General features: G+C 54.7%; 18 protein-coding genes and 1 tRNA gene. 9 read left to right on the top strand and 10 right to left on the bottom strand.

The genetic code is table 11. From position 1 onward, the window contains the following. Positions 1-53: 53 nt before the first annotated feature. From WFO64_RS06530 to ompC, 4 genes are all read left to right on the top strand, one after another. Positions 54-1,409, top strand: a complete 1,356-nt coding sequence (locus WFO64_RS06530) for a TolC family outer membrane protein (protein ID WP_337010034.1) — start codon at positions 54-56, stop codon at positions 1,407-1,409. A 16-nt stretch (positions 1,410-1,425) separates the two neighbouring features. Continuing rightward, positions 1,426-3,570: a type I secretion system permease/ATPase gene (locus WFO64_RS06535; RefSeq protein ID WP_337010036.1), complete on the top strand. Its 2,145-nt coding sequence runs from the start codon at positions 1,426-1,428 to the stop codon at positions 3,568-3,570. Next, positions 3,567-4,736, top strand: coding sequence for an HlyD family efflux transporter periplasmic adaptor subunit (locus WFO64_RS06540; RefSeq protein WP_337010038.1), 1,170 nt, complete (start codon positions 3,567-3,569; stop codon positions 4,734-4,736). The genes WFO64_RS06535 and WFO64_RS06540 overlap by 4 nt, the downstream gene beginning before the upstream one ends. A 598-nt stretch (positions 4,737-5,334) precedes the next feature. Continuing rightward, positions 5,335-6,447 carry a porin OmpC gene (gene ompC / locus WFO64_RS06545; RefSeq protein WP_337010040.1) on the top strand — a complete coding sequence of 371 codons (1,113 nt, stop codon included), beginning with the start codon at positions 5,335-5,337 and terminating at the stop codon, positions 6,445-6,447. Between the two features lie 17 nt (positions 6,448-6,464). Here ompC and WFO64_RS06550 read toward each other — a convergent pair whose 3' ends face one another. Then, the gene (locus tag WFO64_RS06550; protein WP_337010042.1) at positions 6,465-6,659 is read right to left on the bottom strand and encodes a hypothetical protein; all 195 of its coding nucleotides are present in this window, start codon (positions 6,657-6,659) and stop codon (positions 6,465-6,467) included. A 141-nt stretch (positions 6,660-6,800) separates the two neighbouring features. After that, positions 6,801-6,911: a response regulator gene (locus tag WFO64_RS06555; protein ID WP_337010044.1), complete on the bottom strand. Its 111-nt coding sequence runs from the start codon at positions 6,909-6,911 to the stop codon at positions 6,801-6,803. Positions 6,912-7,080: 169 nt separating this feature from the next. Here WFO64_RS06555 and apbE point away from each other — a divergent pair, with 169 nt between their 5' ends. The 3 genes from apbE (at position 7,081) to WFO64_RS06570 (ending at position 10,516) form a co-directional block, all read left to right on the top strand. Continuing rightward, positions 7,081-8,127, top strand: a complete 1,047-nt coding sequence (apbE, locus tag WFO64_RS06560) for an FAD:protein FMN transferase ApbE (protein ID WP_337010046.1) — start codon at positions 7,081-7,083, stop codon at positions 8,125-8,127. Further along, complete coding sequence (alkB, locus tag WFO64_RS06565; protein ID WP_337010048.1) at positions 8,127-8,768, top strand: DNA oxidative demethylase AlkB; 642 nt, start codon at positions 8,127-8,129, stop codon at positions 8,766-8,768. Before apbE ends, alkB begins: the two co-directional genes overlap by 1 nt. 95 nt (positions 8,769-8,863) lie before the next feature. Next, the gene (locus WFO64_RS06570; protein ID WP_337010050.1) at positions 8,864-10,516 is read left to right on the top strand and encodes a multidrug ABC transporter permease/ATP-binding protein; all 1,653 of its coding nucleotides are present in this window, start codon (positions 8,864-8,866) and stop codon (positions 10,514-10,516) included. A 171-nt stretch (positions 10,517-10,687) separates the two neighbouring features. Here WFO64_RS06570 and WFO64_RS06575 read toward each other — a convergent pair whose 3' ends face one another. The 6 genes from WFO64_RS06575 to WFO64_RS06600 all read right to left on the bottom strand — a co-directional run bounded on the left by WFO64_RS06575 (position 10,688) and on the right by WFO64_RS06600 (position 15,036). After that, positions 10,688-11,404, bottom strand: coding sequence for a 4'-phosphopantetheinyl transferase family protein (locus tag WFO64_RS06575; RefSeq protein WP_337010052.1), 717 nt, complete (start codon positions 11,402-11,404; stop codon positions 10,688-10,690). Positions 11,405-11,476: 72 nt separating this feature from the next. Continuing rightward, positions 11,477-11,680 (bottom strand): hypothetical protein, encoded by a 204-nt coding sequence (locus WFO64_RS06580; protein WP_337010054.1) that lies wholly within the window; start codon positions 11,678-11,680, stop codon positions 11,477-11,479. A 489-nt stretch (positions 11,681-12,169) separates the two neighbouring features. Continuing rightward, on the bottom strand, positions 12,170-12,673 hold the full coding sequence (locus WFO64_RS06585) for an integrase arm-type DNA-binding domain-containing protein (RefSeq protein ID WP_337010517.1): 504 nt from the start codon (positions 12,671-12,673) through the stop codon (positions 12,170-12,172). A gap of 208 nt (positions 12,674-12,881) precedes the next feature. Beyond that, a tRNA-Pro gene (locus WFO64_RS06590) sits at positions 12,882-12,958 on the bottom strand. Between the two features lie 73 nt (positions 12,959-13,031). Then, entirely contained in the window at positions 13,032-14,786 is a 1,755-nt protein-coding gene (gene yejM, locus WFO64_RS06595) for an LPS biosynthesis-modulating metalloenzyme YejM (protein WP_337010056.1), read from the bottom strand. 22 nt (positions 14,787-14,808) lie between these two features. Further along, positions 14,809-15,036: a YejL family protein gene (locus tag WFO64_RS06600; protein ID WP_337010058.1), complete on the bottom strand. Its 228-nt coding sequence runs from the start codon at positions 15,034-15,036 to the stop codon at positions 14,809-14,811. Between the two features lie 158 nt (positions 15,037-15,194). Here WFO64_RS06600 and yejK point away from each other — a divergent pair, with 158 nt between their 5' ends. After that, positions 15,195-16,199: a nucleoid-associated protein YejK gene (gene yejK / locus WFO64_RS06605; RefSeq protein WP_337010060.1), complete on the top strand. Its 1,005-nt coding sequence runs from the start codon at positions 15,195-15,197 to the stop codon at positions 16,197-16,199. 116 nt (positions 16,200-16,315) lie between these two features. Here yejK and rplY read toward each other — a convergent pair whose 3' ends face one another. Both rplY and WFO64_RS06615 read right to left on the bottom strand, forming a co-directional pair. Further along, the gene (gene rplY / locus WFO64_RS06610) at positions 16,316-16,600 is read right to left on the bottom strand and encodes a 50S ribosomal protein L25 (RefSeq protein ID WP_013358540.1); all 285 of its coding nucleotides are present in this window, start codon (positions 16,598-16,600) and stop codon (positions 16,316-16,318) included. A gap of 177 nt (positions 16,601-16,777) precedes the next feature. Further along, complete coding sequence (locus tag WFO64_RS06615; RefSeq protein WP_337010062.1) at positions 16,778-18,532, bottom strand: DEAD/DEAH box helicase; 1,755 nt, start codon at positions 18,530-18,532, stop codon at positions 16,778-16,780. Positions 18,533-18,687: 155 nt separating this feature from the next. On the opposite strand from WFO64_RS06615, the gene rsuA reads away from it, so the two are divergent. Further along, positions 18,688-19,407 (top strand): 16S rRNA pseudouridine(516) synthase RsuA, encoded by a 720-nt coding sequence (gene rsuA / locus WFO64_RS06620; RefSeq protein WP_337010064.1) that lies wholly within the window; start codon positions 18,688-18,690, stop codon positions 19,405-19,407. Positions 19,408-19,422: the final 15 nt, after the last annotated feature.

Consider the following 19,422-nt stretch of genomic DNA (forward strand, 5'->3'; position numbering starts at 1 on the left):
TTTGTTCACCAGGAAAAACACCATGATGATAAGAACCCCCATTGGTATGGATAATGAACAAAGCGCGATTAACTTTTTTGTTGTGCGCCCTGAGTGGCGTTGTGGTACACCCGACCTTTGCCGCACCGTTACCTAAGGCAGAATTTAACTGGCGCGCCGCGCCCAGCGAAGAGCAGATTGCCAGCTTAACGCTGCGCGACGCCATTCTCCGGGCCTTCGCCCGTAATCCGAAAATCTCGGAAGCGGCGGCACAGATCCACATCGGTGAGGGCGATCTTGATGCCGCCCGCAGCGCCTGGTATCCGCAGATCTCACTACAGGGTGCGGCGGGACGCTCTCATCAGACCGACTCCGCCGGGAGCCTGAATAATAATGGCTCTGGCGGCATCACGCTCAGTCAGCTGCTCTACGACTTTGGCCGCACCGGCAGCGCCATCGATGAACAGCATGCGCTGTCAGATGCCTATCGTTATGGCCTGTTCGACTCCATGACGACCGTGGCGGAAGATACGTTGCAGGCCTACCTGGAAGTCAAACGTTACCAGTCGCTGGCAAACACGGCACACACCAATATCGCTTCATTGCAGCGGGTGCGGGATATTGCCCGACTGCGCGCCGATGCCGGACTCAATTCTCAGTCAGACGTACTGCAGGCGGAAACCCGCATCGCCGCGATGCAGGCCACGCTGGAGCAATATCGCGCCCAGCACCGTTCCGCCACCGCACAGTTGACCGTGCTGACCGGCGTGGTGCCCACCACGCTGCCGGAACTGCCCCAGGCGCTGCTGAAACAGCAGATCACCCTCGACAAAATCGCTTATGAAAACAGCGCAGCAGTGCGCAGCGCACAGTCGAAACAGGAAGCCGCCCGTGAACGGGTGCGTCAGGCACAGTCTGGCCATTGGCCAACCATCAAAGTGCAGGCGGGCCGGACTCGCTATGAAAATGATCGTCAATCTTACTGGGATGATGAAGTGCAGCTGCAGGTGGAAGCGCCGCTTTACCAGGGCGGCCTGGTGAATGCGAAAACCCAGTCAGCGGAGGGCGATCGTGAAGCGGCGCAGGCCGCTATTCAGCAGGCCAAGCTCGCCATCAATCAAAACGCCTCTGCCGCCTATGCCGATATGATTGGCGCGCAGCAGCGGCAGGCTGCCGGTGAAGTGCAGCTGGCCAGCGCCGACCATACCCGTAATGTCTACGCCGATGAATATCGCCTGAGTAAGCGCAGTCTGAATGATCTGCTTAGTGTGGAACAGGACGTATTTCAGGCCGACAGCTCACGTATCACCGCGCTTTACGATGGCTGGGATGCCACCGTGCGCTATGCCGCCGCGGTAGACAATCTGCTCGATATCATGGGTATCGATCGCCAGCAGAACAGCGGCGATCTCCTTCCTTCGCTGCAATAGCGATAAGGCATTAATAATGAGTACACCCACCCTGAATACCGATAACTGGATTGACGCCATGCTGCGCGTAGCGGCGCGATTCGGTAAACCGGCTGATGGCAAAACCCTGCGTCAGCAGATGCGCTGGTTTGAACATCTGCCGATGTCACAGCAGCTGGAACGCCTCTCCGGCCTGCTGGGACTGCATCTGACCCTGGTGCCGCAGCACAAACTGCGCTGGCGTCAGGCGATCACGCCAGTGGTGCTGGTGCTGGAAAATGCCAGTGTGGCGGTACTGGAGAGCATCGATTCAGATGACAGCGCGCGCTACTGGCTGAGTGAAGGCGGTGATGTGGTGCGGGAAAGCGCTTTATCAGAATTGCTGGCACGCGCCCAGGGCGATGTCGGCGTGATTGGCGTGGCAGCGCGTGGCCGTGATGCGCGCATCGACGAATTCATTCAGCCTTATGAGCCGCACTGGTTCTGGAAAAATTTTCGCGGCATGGGGCGCCGTATCACGGAGATTTCGCTGGCCTCGGTGATTAGCAATGTGCTGGCGCTGGCCGGTATTCTCTTTTCGATGCAGGTCTACGACCGGGTTATTCCGGCCCAGTCGGAGTCCACGCTCTGGGTGCTGTTTGTCGGCGTGCTGATCGCGGCGGCCATTGAGTATCTGATCCGGCTGATGCGAACTCAGGTGTCAGACTTAATGGGTAAACGCATCGACCTGAAAGTCTCCGCCATGTTGTTTGCCCGGGCGATGAGCATTCGTAATGAGGCGCGTCCGAAATCGACCGGCTCGTTTATCTCGCAGCTGCGTGAGATCGACCAGGTGCGCGAGTTGCTGACCTCGACCACGGTTGGCGCAGCGGCCGATCTGCCGTTTGTCATCCTGTTCCTGTTCATCATGTCATTTGTTGGCGGCTGGCTGGTGCTGATCCCGCTGGCGGCGATTCCGCTGATCGTCATTCCCGGTCTGCTGGTTCAGATCCCGATGTCGCGGCTGGCCAAAGAAGGGCTGCGCGAGGGGGCGCTGCGCAATGCGGTGCTGGTGGAGACCATTGAAGGGATTGAGGATATTAAGGCGCTGCAGGCGGAACCCTATTTTCAGCGTCAGTGGGAGCAGACGCATGAAGTCAGTGCTTCAATCAGTAATCAGCAGCGATTATGGGGCGCGCGTCTCACCGGCTGGGCGTCGACTGTGCAGCAACTCACCTACGCGGGCATGCTGGTGTTTGGGGTTTATCTGGTGCTCGATTCACACATCACCACCGGTACGCTGGTCGCCTGTAGCCTGCTCTCATCACGCACCATCGCCCCGCTGATGCAGTTGACCATGGTCTTCTCGCGCTGGCAGCACGCCAAAATGGCGATGAACGGGCTGGATGCGTTGCTGAAAAAGCCACTCGATCAGCCTGAAGCGGCCACGCTGGCACACTGTCCGACGCTTACCGGCCAGTACGATCTGCGCAATGTGCATTACAGTTACGACGAAGAGAATGAAAAAAACGTGCTTAACGTTCAGCAATTGCAGATCAAGCCCGGTGAGAAGATTGCCATTCTGGGCAAAGTCGGGGCAGGGAAATCGACGCTGCTGAAGATCCTCGCCGGTCAGGCGCTGGCCACCCAGGGCAAGGTGATTGTCGATGGTGTCGATATTGAGCGAATCGATCCCACCGATTTACGTCGTCAGCTCGGCTGGCTGTCGCACGACTCCCGCCTCTTTTTTGGCACGTTGCGGCAAAATCTGATGCTGGGCAATCCTCATGCCAGCGAACAGGAGATGCTGCAGGCGCTGCGCATCAGCGGCGCGTTGTCGCTGGTTCAGCAGGATGCCGCCAGTCTGGATCGGATTATCAATGAAGGCGGGCGCGGACTTTCAGGTGGGCAGCGTCAGATGGTGATGCTCAGCCGGATGATCCTGCGTCAGCCGCAGGTGGTGCTGCTGGATGAGCCCACTGCGGCGATGGATGAACAGCTGGAAGAGCACGTGATCCGTCAGCTACAGGGCTGGATCAGCGGCCGGACGCTGGTGCTGGTGACGCACCGCCCGGCGCTGCTGAAGATGGTCGATCGTATTGTGGTGATGGATAACGGCCGCATTGTGGCCGATGGCCCGCGCGACGAGATCCTGCGCCGCGCGACCACGCCAGCGACGCCAGGTAAAGGAGATGCTGTATGAGTCTGGTTATTGTAGATAAAGATCTTGCCCGTCATGAGCGCCGGACATCGGCGATTATCTGGCTCTGCACTGCCGCGCTGGCAATTTTTCTCATCTGGGCGCACTTCGCCATTCTGGATGAGGTGACGGTCGGCACCGGCAAAGTCACCCCTTCCAGCCGCGCGCAGGTGATCGACAGCCTGGATGGCGGCATCGTCAAACAGCTTAACGTGCATGAAGGCGACATTGTCGAGAAAGGGCAGGTGCTGGCGACCCTCGATCCGACGCGCTTTCAGTCGAACTTCGGCGAGGCCCAGGCCAAAGTGCGCACGTTACGTGCCTCGTCCGAGCGGCTGGAGGCGGAGCTGTCGGGCACGCCGCTGACATTCAGCGCCGACACCCTGAAGGAACCCCAGTTGGTGAGGCGCGAACAACAGCTCTATGAGTCGCGACGTCGTAATCTCACGGAAACCATCAGTAATCTGCAGCAGTCGCTGCGACTGGTGCAGGATGAACTGCGGCTGACGGAACCGCTGGTGGCCAAAGGCGCGGCCGGGCAGGTCGAGGTGATTCGTCTGCGTCGTCAGGTCAGTGACCTGCGCGGCAAAATCGACGAGGCGCGCAATGACTATCTGGTACGCGCCCATGAAGAGCAGGTGAAAAATAACGCTGAACTGGATGCGCAACTGCAGGTTGCCGCAGGCAAAGAGGATCAGCTAATGCGTGCCACGCTCTACTCGCCGGTGCGCGGTATTGTCAAAGATATTCAGGTCACCACGGTCGGTGGCGTACTGGAACCGGGCGGTAAACTGATGGAAATCGTGCCGCTGGAGGATCAGCTGCTGATTGAGACACGCGTCAATCCACGCGATATCGCTTATATCCGCCCCGGTCTAGCCGCTACGGTTAAAGTGACCGCCTATGATGCCTCCATCTATGGCGATCTGCCCGGCGAAGTCGAAACGGTTTCGCCAGATACCCTGCAGGATGAGGTAAAACGTGATCAGTATTACTATCGTGTTTACGTTCGTACCCAGAAAGCGGAACTGACCAACCGCGCCGGACGGAAATTCCCGATTGTACCCGGCATGGTGGCCAACGTGGAGATTAAAACGGGTCAGAAATCAGTCATGGATTATCTGATTAAACCCCTGAATAAAGTCAAAGAATCGTTGCGTGAGCGCTGAAAATTATCAGCACCCTGAATATCTGCCTACTTAATTACGGTGATAAATTAATATGGCGGATATTTCGTCAGTCATGGCGCAAAGCGTGCGCAATTTAACAATGTGTGCGGAAATCAGGTGCAGTTAATTTAAGCCGGTTAAGAAAGTTTACGAACAAATAGCGAAACAGTAGATGGCAGGCAAAAAAAAGCCGGACAATTTGTCCGGCGGGAAATAATAAGTTGTACATCTCATTCGGGGAGAATGAAGGTAATAATGGAATAAATGATGATAGCGGGGTCTATTCTATTACCAGATGTCGTACGAGTTTTATCATTCAGTGCTTCGGAATGCTCCTATCTAACCTGTTGATAACAAAAAGCTCAAAATAGGTTTGTCCATTTGTGCGCCTTTTTTTACCGATCTGTGCGGGTTATTAGTTCCCACTGATTTACGTTTTGAAATAACAGTTTCGATTTATGAAACACTTTTGGAAATTTAGTAGCATTTTCCTGGTGGATTATTACCCGTTATAAAACAACAATGGCCTGCCGGCTGAATTTCTAAGCATTCAGTTAGCAGTGGCAAATAATAAAGGCACATAACAGAGGGTAATAAAATGAAACGTCGCATTCTCTCCCTGATGATCCCTGCATTGCTGGTTGCAGCAGGATCAGCAAACGCAGCTGAAATCTATAACAAAGACGGCAACAAATTAGATCTCTTTGGTAAAGTTGACGGACTGCACTACTTCTCTGACAACGACGGCTCTGATGGCGACCAGTCTTACGTTCGCTTTGGCTTTAAGGGCGAAACTGAAGTCAGCGACCAGCTGACCGGTTACGGCCAGTGGGAATACCAGGCGGCGCTGAACAATGCCGAGTCTGAAGGGACTGCTGACAGCTTTACCCGTGTTGGCTTTGCCGGTGTGAAATTTGGTGATGCGGGTTCGTTCGATTATGGTCGTAACTACGGCGTAGCCTACGATATCGGCGCATGGACCGACGTGCTGCCAGAGTTCGGCGGCGATACCTATGGCGCAGATAACTTCATGTATCAGCGCGGTAATGGCATGGCGACCTACCGTAACAATAACTTCTTCGGTCTGGTGGATGGCTGGAACTTCGCAGTCCAGTATCAGGGCAAGAATGGCAACAGCACCGAGTCACCTAATGGACGTGACGTACTGGGTCAGAATGGCGACGGCTGGGGTCTGAGCACCACTTATGATCTGGGTTCAGGCTTTGGAATTGGTGCAGCAACCTTCCAGTCTGATCGTACCAACGATCAGAACAGTGAAACATCCGGTATCCTTGGCCGTGGCGATAAAGCGGAAGTCTATACCGGCGGTCTGAAGTATGACGCGAACAATGTCTATCTGGCGGCGATGTATTCACGCTCCTTTAACGCAACTCGCTTCGGCAGTAGCGATTCCGCAGCCTACGGTTATGCAGATAAAGCGGACAACTGGGAACTGGTGGCACAGTATCAGTTCGACTTTGGTCTGCGTCCATCGCTGGCATATGTTACCTCACGCGGCAACGATGTGCAGAACTGGGGTAAACAAAACCTGAAGAAATACATTGATGTAGGCGCGACCTACTACTTTAACAAAAATATGTCCACCTACGTGGATTACCAAATCAACCTGCTGGATGACAACCAGTTCACCGACGCAGCCGGTATCAATACCGACGACGTGGTGGCACTGGGTCTGGTTTACCAGTTCTGATTTGTCAGGGAGCGCAGTTACCGCTGCGCTCCTGCGTTACCTTCCGGGCTGAGCGCCTCAGCCTGTCGACACTTCGTGGCTTCCGGTGCCGTTATCACTGGCGACATCACGCTGCCGAATCGCGCACCTTCAAAGGCCACGCCTGCCAGGGTGAAAGCTGAAAAGCTCAACCAGTGATGCCAGGCTGACTGCCATTTCTGCGAATTTTTCATTCTGCACCTCTCAGAGATAAACACTGTTTCAACAGTGCAGAATTCATGCCAGCTTTACCGCTCTCACAGCCACAGATGTCGCGCCCACTTTGGTACACTGGCCGCGCGCGAGGTTGCCCAAATCAGGTGCAGTGAAGCCTGTTAATGGCGCGGGCGTGAAGGTGTCATGTGACGATGACGACGCTGTTCTGCAACTTTATAACTACCGTAGACAAACAGACCCAGGGCAATGGCGAGAATCATATAGATCATCTGTAACTCCTTACTTGAATTTGTTAATCGCCTATTAAAGGGCGGAATCAGGATAGATGACTGAGAGATGTTCTCGTGATTCAGCGAAATAGACAACTCTATTTAAGCTAATTTACCAGAAGTTTATGCTTTGTAGTGGCTATTAATAAAGTGTTACAAGCGAGGAAAGATGCGTTATAAGATTAATCTGCTGTTTATGTCGCTATTCATTCTGGCGGTGGCGGGTTGCGATAAATCTGCACCGACAACATCGATGGTGCTGGAAGGTAAAACCATGGGAACCGTCTGGCGGGTGAGCCTGGCGGGTATACAGAGCGAGCGAAAAGCGGAGCTGCAACAGCGCATTCAGCAGCAACTGGACGCGGACGATGCCGAGCTCTCTACCTGGAAGCCAGACTCCGCTTTATCGCGCTTCAACCAGAGCCGTGACCTGTCACCGCAGCCGGTGAGTGAAAACATGGCGGATATCATCATTACCGCACTGCGCATTGGCCATAAAACCGGTGGGGCAATGGATATTACCGTCGGTCCACTGGTCAACTTATGGGGCTTTGGTCCGACAAAACAACCCGGCCATACGCCGGATGCGGCACAAATCGCTGCCGCCCGTGCGCAGACCGGGTTGCAGCATCTGCGGGTGCTGCAGGGCGCAGGCGGACAGTGGCTGCAAAAAGATTTGCCGGGGCTCTATGTCGATCTCTCGACGGTGGGCGAAGGTTTCGCCACCGATCATCTTGCGCGACTGATGGAGCAGCTCGGCATTAACAACTATCTGGTGTCGGTGGGTGGCGCCGTGCTGAGCCGTGGCCTTAATGCGCAGCAGCAGCCATGGCGGGTGGCGATTCAGAAACCTACCGATCGTGAGAATGCGGTTCAGGCGCGCGTTAATCTGCAAGGACACGGCATTAGCACTTCCGGCAGCTATCGCAACTATTATGAACTGGATGGGAAACGCATTTCTCATGTGATCGATCCCATTACCGGGCAGCCAATTGAGCATAAACTGGTTTCCGCCACGGTGATCGCCACCACGGCGCTGGAAGCGGATGGCTGGGATACCGGACTGATGGTCCTCGGCACCGAAAAAGCCAAAGCGCTGGCGCTAGAACAGCATCTGGCGGTCTATCTGATCAGCAAGCAGGGCGATAGATTTGTCAGCTGGATGTCGCCGCAGTTTACTGCTTTCCTGATCCCCGCCGAATCCGGAGAACCTTGATGTTAGATCTTTTTAGTGAAGAGCAACCCTGGCAGGAGACGCTGGCAGAGGGTGCAGTGATCCTGCGGCGTCGCGCGCGTGAGGATGCCGAAGCGCTTTATCAGCAGATTAGGGTGATTGCGGAGCAGAACCCGTTTGCCCATCGCATCACGCCCGGTGGCCATCGCATGTCGGTGGCGATGACCAACTGCGGCGATTTTGGCTGGTCGGTTGATTCACGCGGCTATCAGTATCAGCAGCAGGATAACCTGAACGGGCGAAAATGGCCGGCTATGCCGCCGCTGTTTCGTACCCTGGCGCAGCAGGCGGCCTCTGAGGCGGGATTCCCCGGCTTTAATCCCGATGCCTGCCTGCTTAATCGCTATGAACCGGGCGCGAAGCTGACGCTGCATCAGGATAAAGATGAGAAAGATCTGCGCCAGCCTATCGTTTCGGTGTCGCTGGGATTACCGGCGGTCTTTCAGTTTGGCGGCTTCGAGCGCAGCGACAGTACCCAGCGTGTACTGCTGGAACATGGTGATATCGTGGTGTGGGGCGGGCCGTCACGTCTGCGTTATCACGGTATCCTGCCGCTCAAGCCGGGCATTCATCCGCTGGTCGGTGCCTGGCGTTATAACCTGACGTTTCGCCGCGCCTTTTAACCTGTCACGGCGGTAACGGCGTGGTGAGAATAACTATTGCTATCATTTCGCATCCCATTACACTGCAGGCTGTTTTTGACTGATGGAATGCCTGCATGACGTTGCTAAGCGTTGTTTTTCGCCAGTTCCGCTGGCCTTTTATCGGGGTAATAGCGCTGACGCTGTTAAGCGCGGTGCTGGGTATCGGCATGATCGCCTTTATCAATCGCGAAATGATTGTCGCTATCAACACCTCATTTGCGGTATTGCCGCAGTTCCTGTTGCAGCTGGTGGTGCTGATGGCGGTAACGCTGGCCTCTCAGCTGGCGCTGACCATGCTCGGCCATCAGTTTGTCTGGCGACTGCGCGGCGAATTTATTAAGCGCATCCTCGATTCCCGCGTTGAACGCATCGAACAACTCGGCAGTGCGCAGCTGCTGGCGGGACTGACCAGCGACGTGCGGGCGATTACACTGGCCTTTGTGCGTCTGCCGGAACTGTTTCAGGGCGTCATCATTACGCTCGGCTCGGCGATCTATCTTGCCTGGCTGTCGCCTAAAATGCTGCTGGTGACCAGTGTCTGGCTGGGTGTCACGCTGGTGGGCGGCTGGCTGCTGGTCTCGCGGGTTTATCAGCACATGGCAAAGCTGCGGGAAATCGAAGATAACCTCTATCACGATTACCAGACGGTGATTGAAGGGCGTAAAGAGCTTCAGCTTAATCGCTCACGCGCGCAGCAGGTCTACGATACGGTTTATCAGGAAGATGCCCGCGCCTGGCGTCATCATATTGTGCGCGCCGATACTTATCATCTCAGTGCGGTTAACTGGTCAAATATCATGACGTTAGGCGCTATCGGTATGGTCTTTTTTATGGCCAATAGCCTGGGCTGGGCCAACACCGCTGTTGCCGCGACCTTTTCCCTGACGCTGCTATTTTTACGCACGCCGCTGCTCTCTGCGGTGGGCGCGTTACCCACTTTGCTCAGCGCACAGGTCGCATTCCGCAAGCTCAACGCCTTTGACCTCGCCCCTTATCAGCCCGGATTCCACGCGCCATCCACCGCTTCTGACTGGCAAACACTGGAACTGCGCGACGTCTCTTTTCATTATGGTGATAACGGCTTTCAGGTTGGACCAATTAACCTGACGCTGCGCCGGGGTGAACTGGTGTTCCTGATTGGCGGCAACGGCAGCGGGAAATCGACGCTGGCGATGCTCCTGACCGGGCTTTATCAGCCTCAGTCCGGCACGCTGTTGCTGGATGGCAAGCCGATAACGGCTGACGAGCTTGATCAGTGGCGCAGTCAGTTCTCGGCGGTCTTTACCGACTTACATCTGTTTGACCGGTTAATCGGGCGGGAAGGCGTAGCGGCCAATCCGGCGCTGGTTCAGCAGTGGCTGGAGAGGCTGAAGATGCAGGATAAGCTGAAGATTGAAGGCAATAAAGTGTTGAATCTGCGGCTTTCTAAAGGGCAGAGTAAGCGACTGGCCCTGCTGCTGGCGGTGGCAGAAGAGCGCGATGTGCTGTTACTGGATGAGTGGGCGGCGGATCAGGATCCCCACTTTCGACGTATCTTCTATCGTGAGCTGCTGCCGTGGTTACAGCAGGCGGGCAAAACGGTGTTTGCTATCAGCCATGACGATCACTACTTCATTCATGCCGATCGGCTGCTGGAGATGCGTGAAGGTCAGTTAACGGAGCTGACCGGCAATGAGCGCGATCTTGCCACGCTCGACTCGGTAAAACGCACCGACACCGGGCTTTAGTGGCAGCTGGCAAAACTTAGCAGAAAAGCGCCCCGGCGTGCTTCGTGTCAGACAGGTTACTTTAGCGAACAACAGAAACCCCGGTTTCTGCCATCCTGACACTTTTTTTTCGTCTGTGTTTACCACCCGGCTAAACTGCGAGGTTTTAAAGCGTCGTGTTTAGCCGGTTTTTTAAAGCCGATGCGTGACCTGGGTGATTACCTGGTTTTCATGCCATAGAAAGGTTGCCTGCAACAACGTCCCCGCCGTAAAACATCCGCTGAAGTGCTGAGTGAGACGCAGCGTAGCGCGCTGCTGCGTTAAATCTACCGACACCAGTGCAGCGTCCAGAAAGTCCATCGGTTGATACACCTGTGGCCACAGTGCTTTGTAAATGCTCTCTTTGAGAGAGAAGAGCAGGGTAGCGGCAGCGCTGAAGGAGATGGGCAGTGTTCGTAACAATTGCTGTTCCTGCTCGTTCATCAGCAGTTCTGCCGTATCCTGCGCCGTCTTCTCCAACATGAACTGTTCGACATCTATCCCGATAGCGCAGGGCTGTCGGGTAGCCGCCACCACAACGACCCCTGCACTGTGTGACAGTGATGCCTGAATGCCAGCAGGCCAGCAGGGGGAACGATCGGGTGCATTGCTCAGAATGAAATCAGCAATGCCCAGTTCTGCCATTACTGACCGGACCAGAAATCGGCTGGCGAGGTATTCGGCACGCCGCTTAATGACAGCCTGCTGCAGTCGGGCAGGCAGCGGAATACCCCATTCGACAGCCAGCGCGTCATGATACTTTTGTGGGGCAAAGTGGCTCACCGCCAGCAAAGGATCGCTGTGGTTAAGGTGACGGGAAAGAATAAAGCCGCCTGCAACAGGCGGCAGCGGCAGGTCGGGATAGCGCATGCGTAACCATGATAAAAAGCCAAAAAGTCATTTAATCAGGCGTGGTAGGTGAGGGCAAGCAGCCCGCAGTAATCAGTCATTAGGGGGAATGACAAAGCTCTTCAAAGAAACAACGAAATGGTGGTGACCCCTGCTGATACGTGCACCCCGGTCGCACCAGTGGCTCGCCAGACGAAAGAAATCGTCGCTACCAATGTCATACGCCAGTTCCACTTTGCTAATGCCTGAATGCAGTAACGCTTCTGCATCTTTCAGGCTTTTCGCTTTGATCGCCATAAAAATTATCCGTCAATTTCTGGAAAGTTCAGGATAGGCATGTTCTGTGACACTTTTGTTTCGGTTTGATGAAAATGCGCTTCCTGTGACGGGTTTTGTGAGGCGGATCAGATTCTGGTGCCAGCGTTAACCCGCTGATGGTCAGAGGAATGTTAACGGATGGACGGGATTAATTTGAATGTTAAGCGCTGGGAAAAGCAGACGTAGAAAGGCCGCGTCAGACGCGGCCCTGTGGGTTATTTCTGTTCTGGCGGGGAAGGTTGCTTATCGCCGGACTCGGGTGCTTCGGCTGGATCGTCTTTATCAATATATTTCATGAACTCTCCTCTTGTTACCTACACGTAAGTCAGTATAGATGGGATTCTGGGGCGCGCGAGGAGGGTTAACTGATCGGGAGCCGATCATAACGATTATAACAACTGCCGCCCGCACCCCACGCTGAATTATCTGACACCATCTGAATTTGCAGCGGGCTGGAGAAAGGGTAATTCAGAGAATGAAGGATCCGACATGACTAACTGCGGTTGTATCTAATACTGGGGGCAGGTCAATAGAGCCAATATGTGGGAACACATATTGACTCATTGAACGCCAGATATCGTTAAGAGTGTGAGTTGTTAATCCGGCTGCCTCTTTGGTCTTAAACCACTCAGCTGCAACTTTTTCAAACGTACTTTCACTCACACTCTTCTGACGAAGTTGCTCTGCCTTTTTATGCTCTTGAGGGTCAACGTCTTTGCTGAGAAGCGCGCGGGCTGATTCACGATTTTGGCGGGCTTCGGAAAGCGAAACGGAAGGGTATGAACCAAAGTTGATCATGCCCCGTTTACGAGTGAAGGGTTTGTAATAATGAAACCGCCAGAGTTTTGAGCCTCCGGGAGTGACCTGCAGTTCCAGACCGTCCCCGTCATAAAGAACCAGTGCTCGTCCAGCAGCTTTGGCGTTCTTCACTTCGGTATTGTTTAAAGGCTTTGTCTGTCTTGCCCTGAGCAGTCTCCATTCTGTTCCTCGGAAGGCTTAGGCATATCAAAAGGCAGTCTTAAAAACGTATGCCCATGAGTATGCCTAAATCAGGTGGATTCCACTGTATCAATCAGGATTTCACTAGACAACAGAAAAACAGCAGGTTTCAACAACCTACTGTTTAAACTGTTTTTTATGGTTCTCTCTGGACTTCACCAGACAAAACGTTGGGAGAATTTGGTCGGCACGAGAGGATTTGAACCTCCGACCCCGGACACCCCATGACCGTGCGCTACCAGGCTGCGCTACGTGCCGAACACTGGAAGATTAGTCTACTGGTTATCGTCACAAATGCAATATATCCGCCAGCTATTTGCCTGATAATTAATCAGTTAGCGATAAATCGCTTCTCCTCAGTTAATACCTGCAACAACAGCGCCAGTTCCGGCTTATGATCCTTCAGCGCGTTGCCATGCGAATCGTAAGCGCGATAGCTACCGTTGTTATTAAGTACCAGTGTCATCTGCGGGGTGGTAATCACCAGTTTATTCTCTTCGCTGCTGGCAACCCAGTCATGGCGACGACTTGCCGCAAACAGATCTTCACCCTGGGAATAGTTCACCGGATTGGTCCGGACATGCAGCAATCGCTGCATCAGCGTCGCCATTACATCCTGATGATCAGAAAGACGATCAACGGTCTGAGCGGGTGTATCAGGCCAGTGAATCACTAACGGTACCTGCAACGTCTGGCGGTTTCCCGCGCTGTCCGGATTGCCATCCAATGCCAGACCACGCTGCGCGGTAATCACTACTACCGTGTTCTTTAGCAAATCACGTGCCTGAAGGCTACTCAGCACCGCGTGGATCTGCTCATCAACGGCGGGAGCCTGGCGCAGATAGCTACGCTGACGGGCTTTTGCACTCTCGCCGGTGACGTCAGGGCCATTCAGCGCGATCCATGAGAACCACGGTGCCTGTGAACCGTCCTGTTTCTCCAGCCAGCCCTGCCATTGTGCCACAGTGCTGGCGTTGGGCTGGTTAGTCGTTGCGGGTAGTGAATAATCAGTCAGCAATGCCTGTCGGTAGAGCGGAGGATTAAAACCTTCCGAGGAGAAGAGGCCAAACTGATAACCCTGAGCGCTAAGCGCGCCCAGCAGGGTCGATGGCGTGCGGGACGCCAGAATACCGTTCATATAGCTGGAGGAGATACCATAGAACAGGCCAAATAATCCTTTCTCCGGGGTATCACCCGCGCTGAAGTGCTGGGTAAAACGCACGTTCTCGCTGGCGAACTGATTGAGTTCCGGCAGCGCTTTGTCCAGCGTGGCGTTGTTCAGACCATCGACAGTCAGCACCAGTAGGTTGTTACGCGTGCCGGCATCACGGAAAGTAATCTCGCTCAGCGGATATTCTACCGCCAGCGCTTCCGGATCACCCTGCTGAACCAGCCGACGCTGATATTCCTGCGCATCCAGTAAACCATGACGCTCAAGGAAGCGTCGGGCGGTCATCGGGTAGGAGAGCGGCAGGTTGGCACGCTGCATGGTAATGGGGCGATAGAAGTTGGCATCCGCCCAGATATACATCAGGTGGCTGGCAAAGAAGGCGCTGAAAAACAGAGCGGCGACAGGCTTACCAAATGAACGGCGATTCAGGCTGCGCAGCTTCTGCCAGCTCCAGGTCGCAAACAGCATCTCGACAAGAAAAATCAGCGGTACGCTGATAAACATCAGCTGCCAGTCGCGCGCCATCTCGCTCTGATCAGGGTTTATGACCAGCTCCCATACGACTGGATTCAGGTGCAGGTGGAAGCGGCTGAAGACCGCACTGTCAACCATCACCAGCGTCAGCCCGGACGTCGCAATCACCGCGGATAACACCCGCATCAGCCGTTGCGACATCACCACAAAGGTGAGCGGGAAAATAATCAACAGATAGGTGGCGAAAACGATAAAACTGAAGTGGCCAACCCAGCTGGTATAGGCGTAAACGCGCCCCGCCAGTGAAGAAGGCCAGTCGGCGACCAACAGGTAGCGACTGCCTAGAATCAGTGCGAATAAGATGTTAAACAGAGCAAACCAGTGCCCCCAACTGATCATCTGGGAGACTTTTTCGCGGTAGCGCTGCCGGTTGGTTACCATATTATGAAGTCAAATCAGCCAATTAATGGGCGTTATCGTCACGCACTGACGCCTGAAGGGCATCGGCGAAAGACTGTGCCAGTGAATGGCGTTGCGCCGGGGCAACATCGCTGTTAATTAAGTTGGTCACCATATTTCCCAGAACCATCAGGGAGAGATCGGTGGGGGCTTTGTCCTTGTGCAGGATTTGGGCCATTTCCGCGAGGAGTTGTTCCACGCGTTCGTCACTGTAACGGGATGATTGTGCCATATCGTCGTCTAAGCTCATTTCAAAAGGCGATATATTACCGGAACAACGCACTTTTTACCGCAATTTTATCGAAAGCAGCGCGTTCGCTTTATGCATGGAGTTGAAAGCCGATGCCGGCAGTGTTTGAATACGCGCCTGTGCTAAAAGGAGAGTCTACCATGAGTCTGGATATCGACCAGATTGCCCTGCATCAGTTAATTAAACGCGATGAAAACCAGCTTGAACTGGCGCTGCGTGATTCACTGCTGCCTGCCACCAACACGGTCAACGCGATGGTGGAGGAGTTACACCGGGTTTACAGTGCAAAAAGCAAAGCCTATGGCCTGTTCAATGCAGAGAGTGAACTGGCAGAAGCGCTGCGTAATTGTCGTAAGGGCAACGATGATTTTCTCGCTTTTAGCCGTGCCGCGACCGGCCGTCTGCGCGACGAGCTTGCAAAATACCCCTTTGCTGAAGGCGGCGTGGTGCTGTTTATTCACTACCGCTATCTGGCGGTGGAATATCTGCTGATTGCGGTGTTGAACAGTCAGTCCAGCATGCGTGTCAACGAGCAGATGGATATCAGCAGCACCCACTATCTCGACATCAATCATGCCGACATCGTGGCACGCATCGATTTAACCGAGTGGGAAACCAATCCGGAATCGACCCGTTACCTGACCTTCCTGCGCGGCCGCGTCGGCCGTAAAGTGGCTGATTTCTTTATGGACTTCCTCGGTGCCGAAGTGGGATTAGACACCAAGGCGCAGAACCGCGGTTTGTTGCAGGCCGTGGATGACTACTGCAACGAATCGGAACTGGATAAGCAGGAGCGGCAGAACTATCGCCAGCAGGTTTACAGCTACTGCAACGAGCAGTTGCAGTCGGGCGAGGAGATTGCGCTGGAAGATCTGTCGAGCGAACTGCCACCGCTGGGCGAAAAAACCTTTCAGGCTTTTACCCAGGAACAGGGTTACGAGCTGGAAGAGAGCTTCCCTGCCGATCGCAGCACGCTGCGCCAGCTGACGAAGTTTGCGGGAAGCGGCGGGGGACTGACCCTGAACTTCGATGCGATGCTGCTGGGCGAACGCATTTTCTGGGATCCGGCAATGGACACCCTGACGATTAAGGGCACACCACCCAATCTGCGCGATCAACTTCAGCGCCGTACCAGCAGCAAATAAAAAGCCGGGGCTTAGCCCGGCTTGTACTGCGTTTTGCAATGTTCTTCGCGTGGCAGCGGCAAAATAAAAGGGCCGGTTTCTCAACCGGCCCTTCTACATTTCAACGTAATCCGCGATTAAGCGCGAACGAAGTCGATGTGAAACAGTTTTGGCTTGAACGGGTGACGCTGAACAGCCTGTACTTTCACTTTGGTTTCTTTACCGTCAACTGACAGGGTCAGCACTTCGTCGTAGAAACCTGGCTTAGCTTGCAGGTTCATTACGGAGTCGTGATCCAGGTCGATGGCAACAGCCGCTTCAGAACCACCGTAGATGATGGCCGGAAAACGGTTTGCTGTACGCAGGCGGCGGCTCGCACCCTTACCCTGCTCTTTACGTTCTACTGCATTGATAGTGAGCATTAATATATCTCTTTGTTTAATTCCTGCTACAGGCGACCCAGTAACAGGCTGGTTATTCAATACCGCTGATGCACATGCAAAAGCGGGCGGCAGTATAGCCGTTATGCCTGGTGGTAGCAAACGATATACCCGCCAGCAAGGTTCCTGCATCCGGTTAGCCACACCCGAGGCAGCGGATTAGCGCAGCTCATTGGCGCGGCGATAGCGGCCCTGATAATCGAACATTTTTTCGCGAATCTGCCAGAACTGGCCTTTGGCCCGTGCCACGACAAAGTCGGGATGGCGCAGCAGCGGGTGCAGCGCCACTATGTCAGCGGCGGTCTGCCAGCCCAGCGGCACGCCGGGCGCGCGCTGATGCGGTCGCATAAAGAGCTGTTCAAATGCTTTGCGCTGGGCCGGTGTCTGCAAACGAAACCGTTCGCTGACGCTGGTGCCTTCCTCGTCGTAATAGGTCGCCTTTAGCCATTCGCCTTTGGCGTCACGGCCCTGTTCCAGGGTCATGCCGCCACAGCGCAGCACCCGCGCATCTTTAAGTTTCAGCGCCGCTTTAAGCATATCGTCCGGATCGACCAGAATTTTGTCGCACTGGTGACAGCGTCGGGCGGCAATATCATTTTCTGCGCCGCAGTCGGGGCAGCATTTAAAGCGGAAGCGGAAGTCACACTGTTCGCGCTCGCCCTCATCATCTTCCAGCACGCCCTGACAGCGTCGGCCAAAATGTTCAATAACCATGCCATCTTCGGTCGCCTTGCCCCAGAAGGTATTGGCGAAACCGCAGGCGGGACAGAAAACCTGTACCGGCTGATTGTCGCTGGATCCTTTAGGTGCGCCGACTTCGGGCGTAAAGAGGTCGTGCGGATTACCGGCGTAATCGAGAATCAGACAGTCGGTTTTGCCGGGCGAGAGCCGCAGGCCGCGTCCGACGATTTGCTGGTAGAGGCTGACTGACTCGGTCGGGCGCAGTATTGCAATCAGATCAACGTGCGGGGCATCAAAGCCGGTGGTCAGCACCGCCACATTAACCAGAAATTTCAGCTGCTGAGCCTTAAACGCCAGAATCAGCGCATCGCGCGCTCTGGCAGGGGTCTCGGCTGACACCAGCGCACTGTTAACGGGCAGCAGCTGCAGAATTTCACGCGCATGCTCCACTGTTGAGGCAAATATCATCACCCCTAGTCTATCGTCAGCGAACTCGACAATCTGACGGATAATGTGGGGTGTCACGCGCTGCTGCTTTTTCAGTTCACGGTTAAGATCGGCTTCACTGAACAGGCCGTTAGACTGCGCCGTCAGGCGGCTGAAATCATACTGCACTACCGGCATATCCAGTCGCTCCGGCGGCACCAGAAATTGATGTTTGATCATGTAGCGCAGCGGCAGTTCATAGATACAGTCGCGAAACAGCGATTTTTCGTCGCCTCGCACCATGCCGTGATAGTGGAACTGATAAATCCAGCCTTTGCCCAGTCGGAACGGTGTGGCGGTCAGGCCCAGTAAACGTAGCTGAGGATTATGCTGGCGCAGATGATGAAAGATCTGCTGATACTGACTCTCTTTATCCTCACCGATACGGTGGCACTCATCAACAATCACCAGTGAAAAGGCGCTGTCGAACTGGTCGAGGTTGCGCGCCACTGACTGCACGCTGCCAAACACCACTTTGCGCTGACTCTGTTTACGCTGAAGTCCGGCGGCAAAGATATCCGCCTCCAGTCCGTAAGCCTGATATTTACTGTGGTTCTGCGCCACCAGCTCTTTGACGTGTGCCAGCACCAGCACCCGGCCACGCGCCAGCCGTGCTAGTTCGGCAATCACCAGGCTCTTTCCGGCACCGGTCGGCAGCACAATCACCGCAGGCTCTTGATGACGACGGAAATGCGCAACGGTGGCATTCACCGCATCCTGTTGATAGGGGCGTAAAGTAAAAGACATGTTGCTCACTTTTGCAAAACTGGCGGTAATTATGCCATGAAAGTGCGGTAAACGCGCTGTCAGGCTGGCGCGGATCACGTTATACTTCCCGCACTTTTTCAACGGTTAACGAAACCGTTTCAGTTTCCCTCCGCAGTAACAGGCAAAACGAATTCATGCGACTCGACAAATTCATCTCTCAGCAACTGGAAATCAGCCGCGCCATCGCCCATCGCGAGATCCGAGGCCAGCGTGTCACCGTTAACGGGGAGGTCGTACGCGACACCGCGTTTAAACTGCTGCCCGACCACGAAGTCGTCTATGACGGCAACGTACTGCAGATGCTGACCGGTCCACGCTACTTTATGCTGAACAAACCGCAGGGTTACGTCTGCTCAACCGACGATCCCGATCATCCCACCATCATCTATTTCATCGAAGAGCCGATGTCATTCAAACTGCACGCGGCGGGGCGTCTTGATATCGACACTACCGGGCTGGTTCTGCTGACCGATGATGGCCAGTGGTCACACCGCATTACCTCGCCACGTCATCACTGCGAGAAAACCTATCGTGTCACCCTGGAATCGCCGGTGAGTGACGATACGGCCGCGCAGTTTACCGCCGGCGTGCAGTTGCACAACGAGAAGAGCCTGACTAAACCGGCACAGCTAGAGGTGATCACGCCTACAGACGTCCGGCTGACGCTGAGTGAAGGCCGTTATCACCAGGTAAAACGGATGTTTGCGGCAGTAGGCAATCGGGTCATTGAACTGCATCGTGAGCGTATCGGTGACATCGTGCTGGACGCCGATCTGGAACCGGGCGAATATCGGGCGCTGACGGAAGAAGAGATCGCCAGTATCGGTCTGCCAAAAGAGCTGCAGACAAAATAACCGGGCGGGCCAGTC

This window comes from Pantoea sp. AS142 (assembly GCF_037152305.1).
Classification (GTDB): domain Bacteria; phylum Pseudomonadota; class Gammaproteobacteria; order Enterobacterales; family Enterobacteriaceae; genus Pantoea.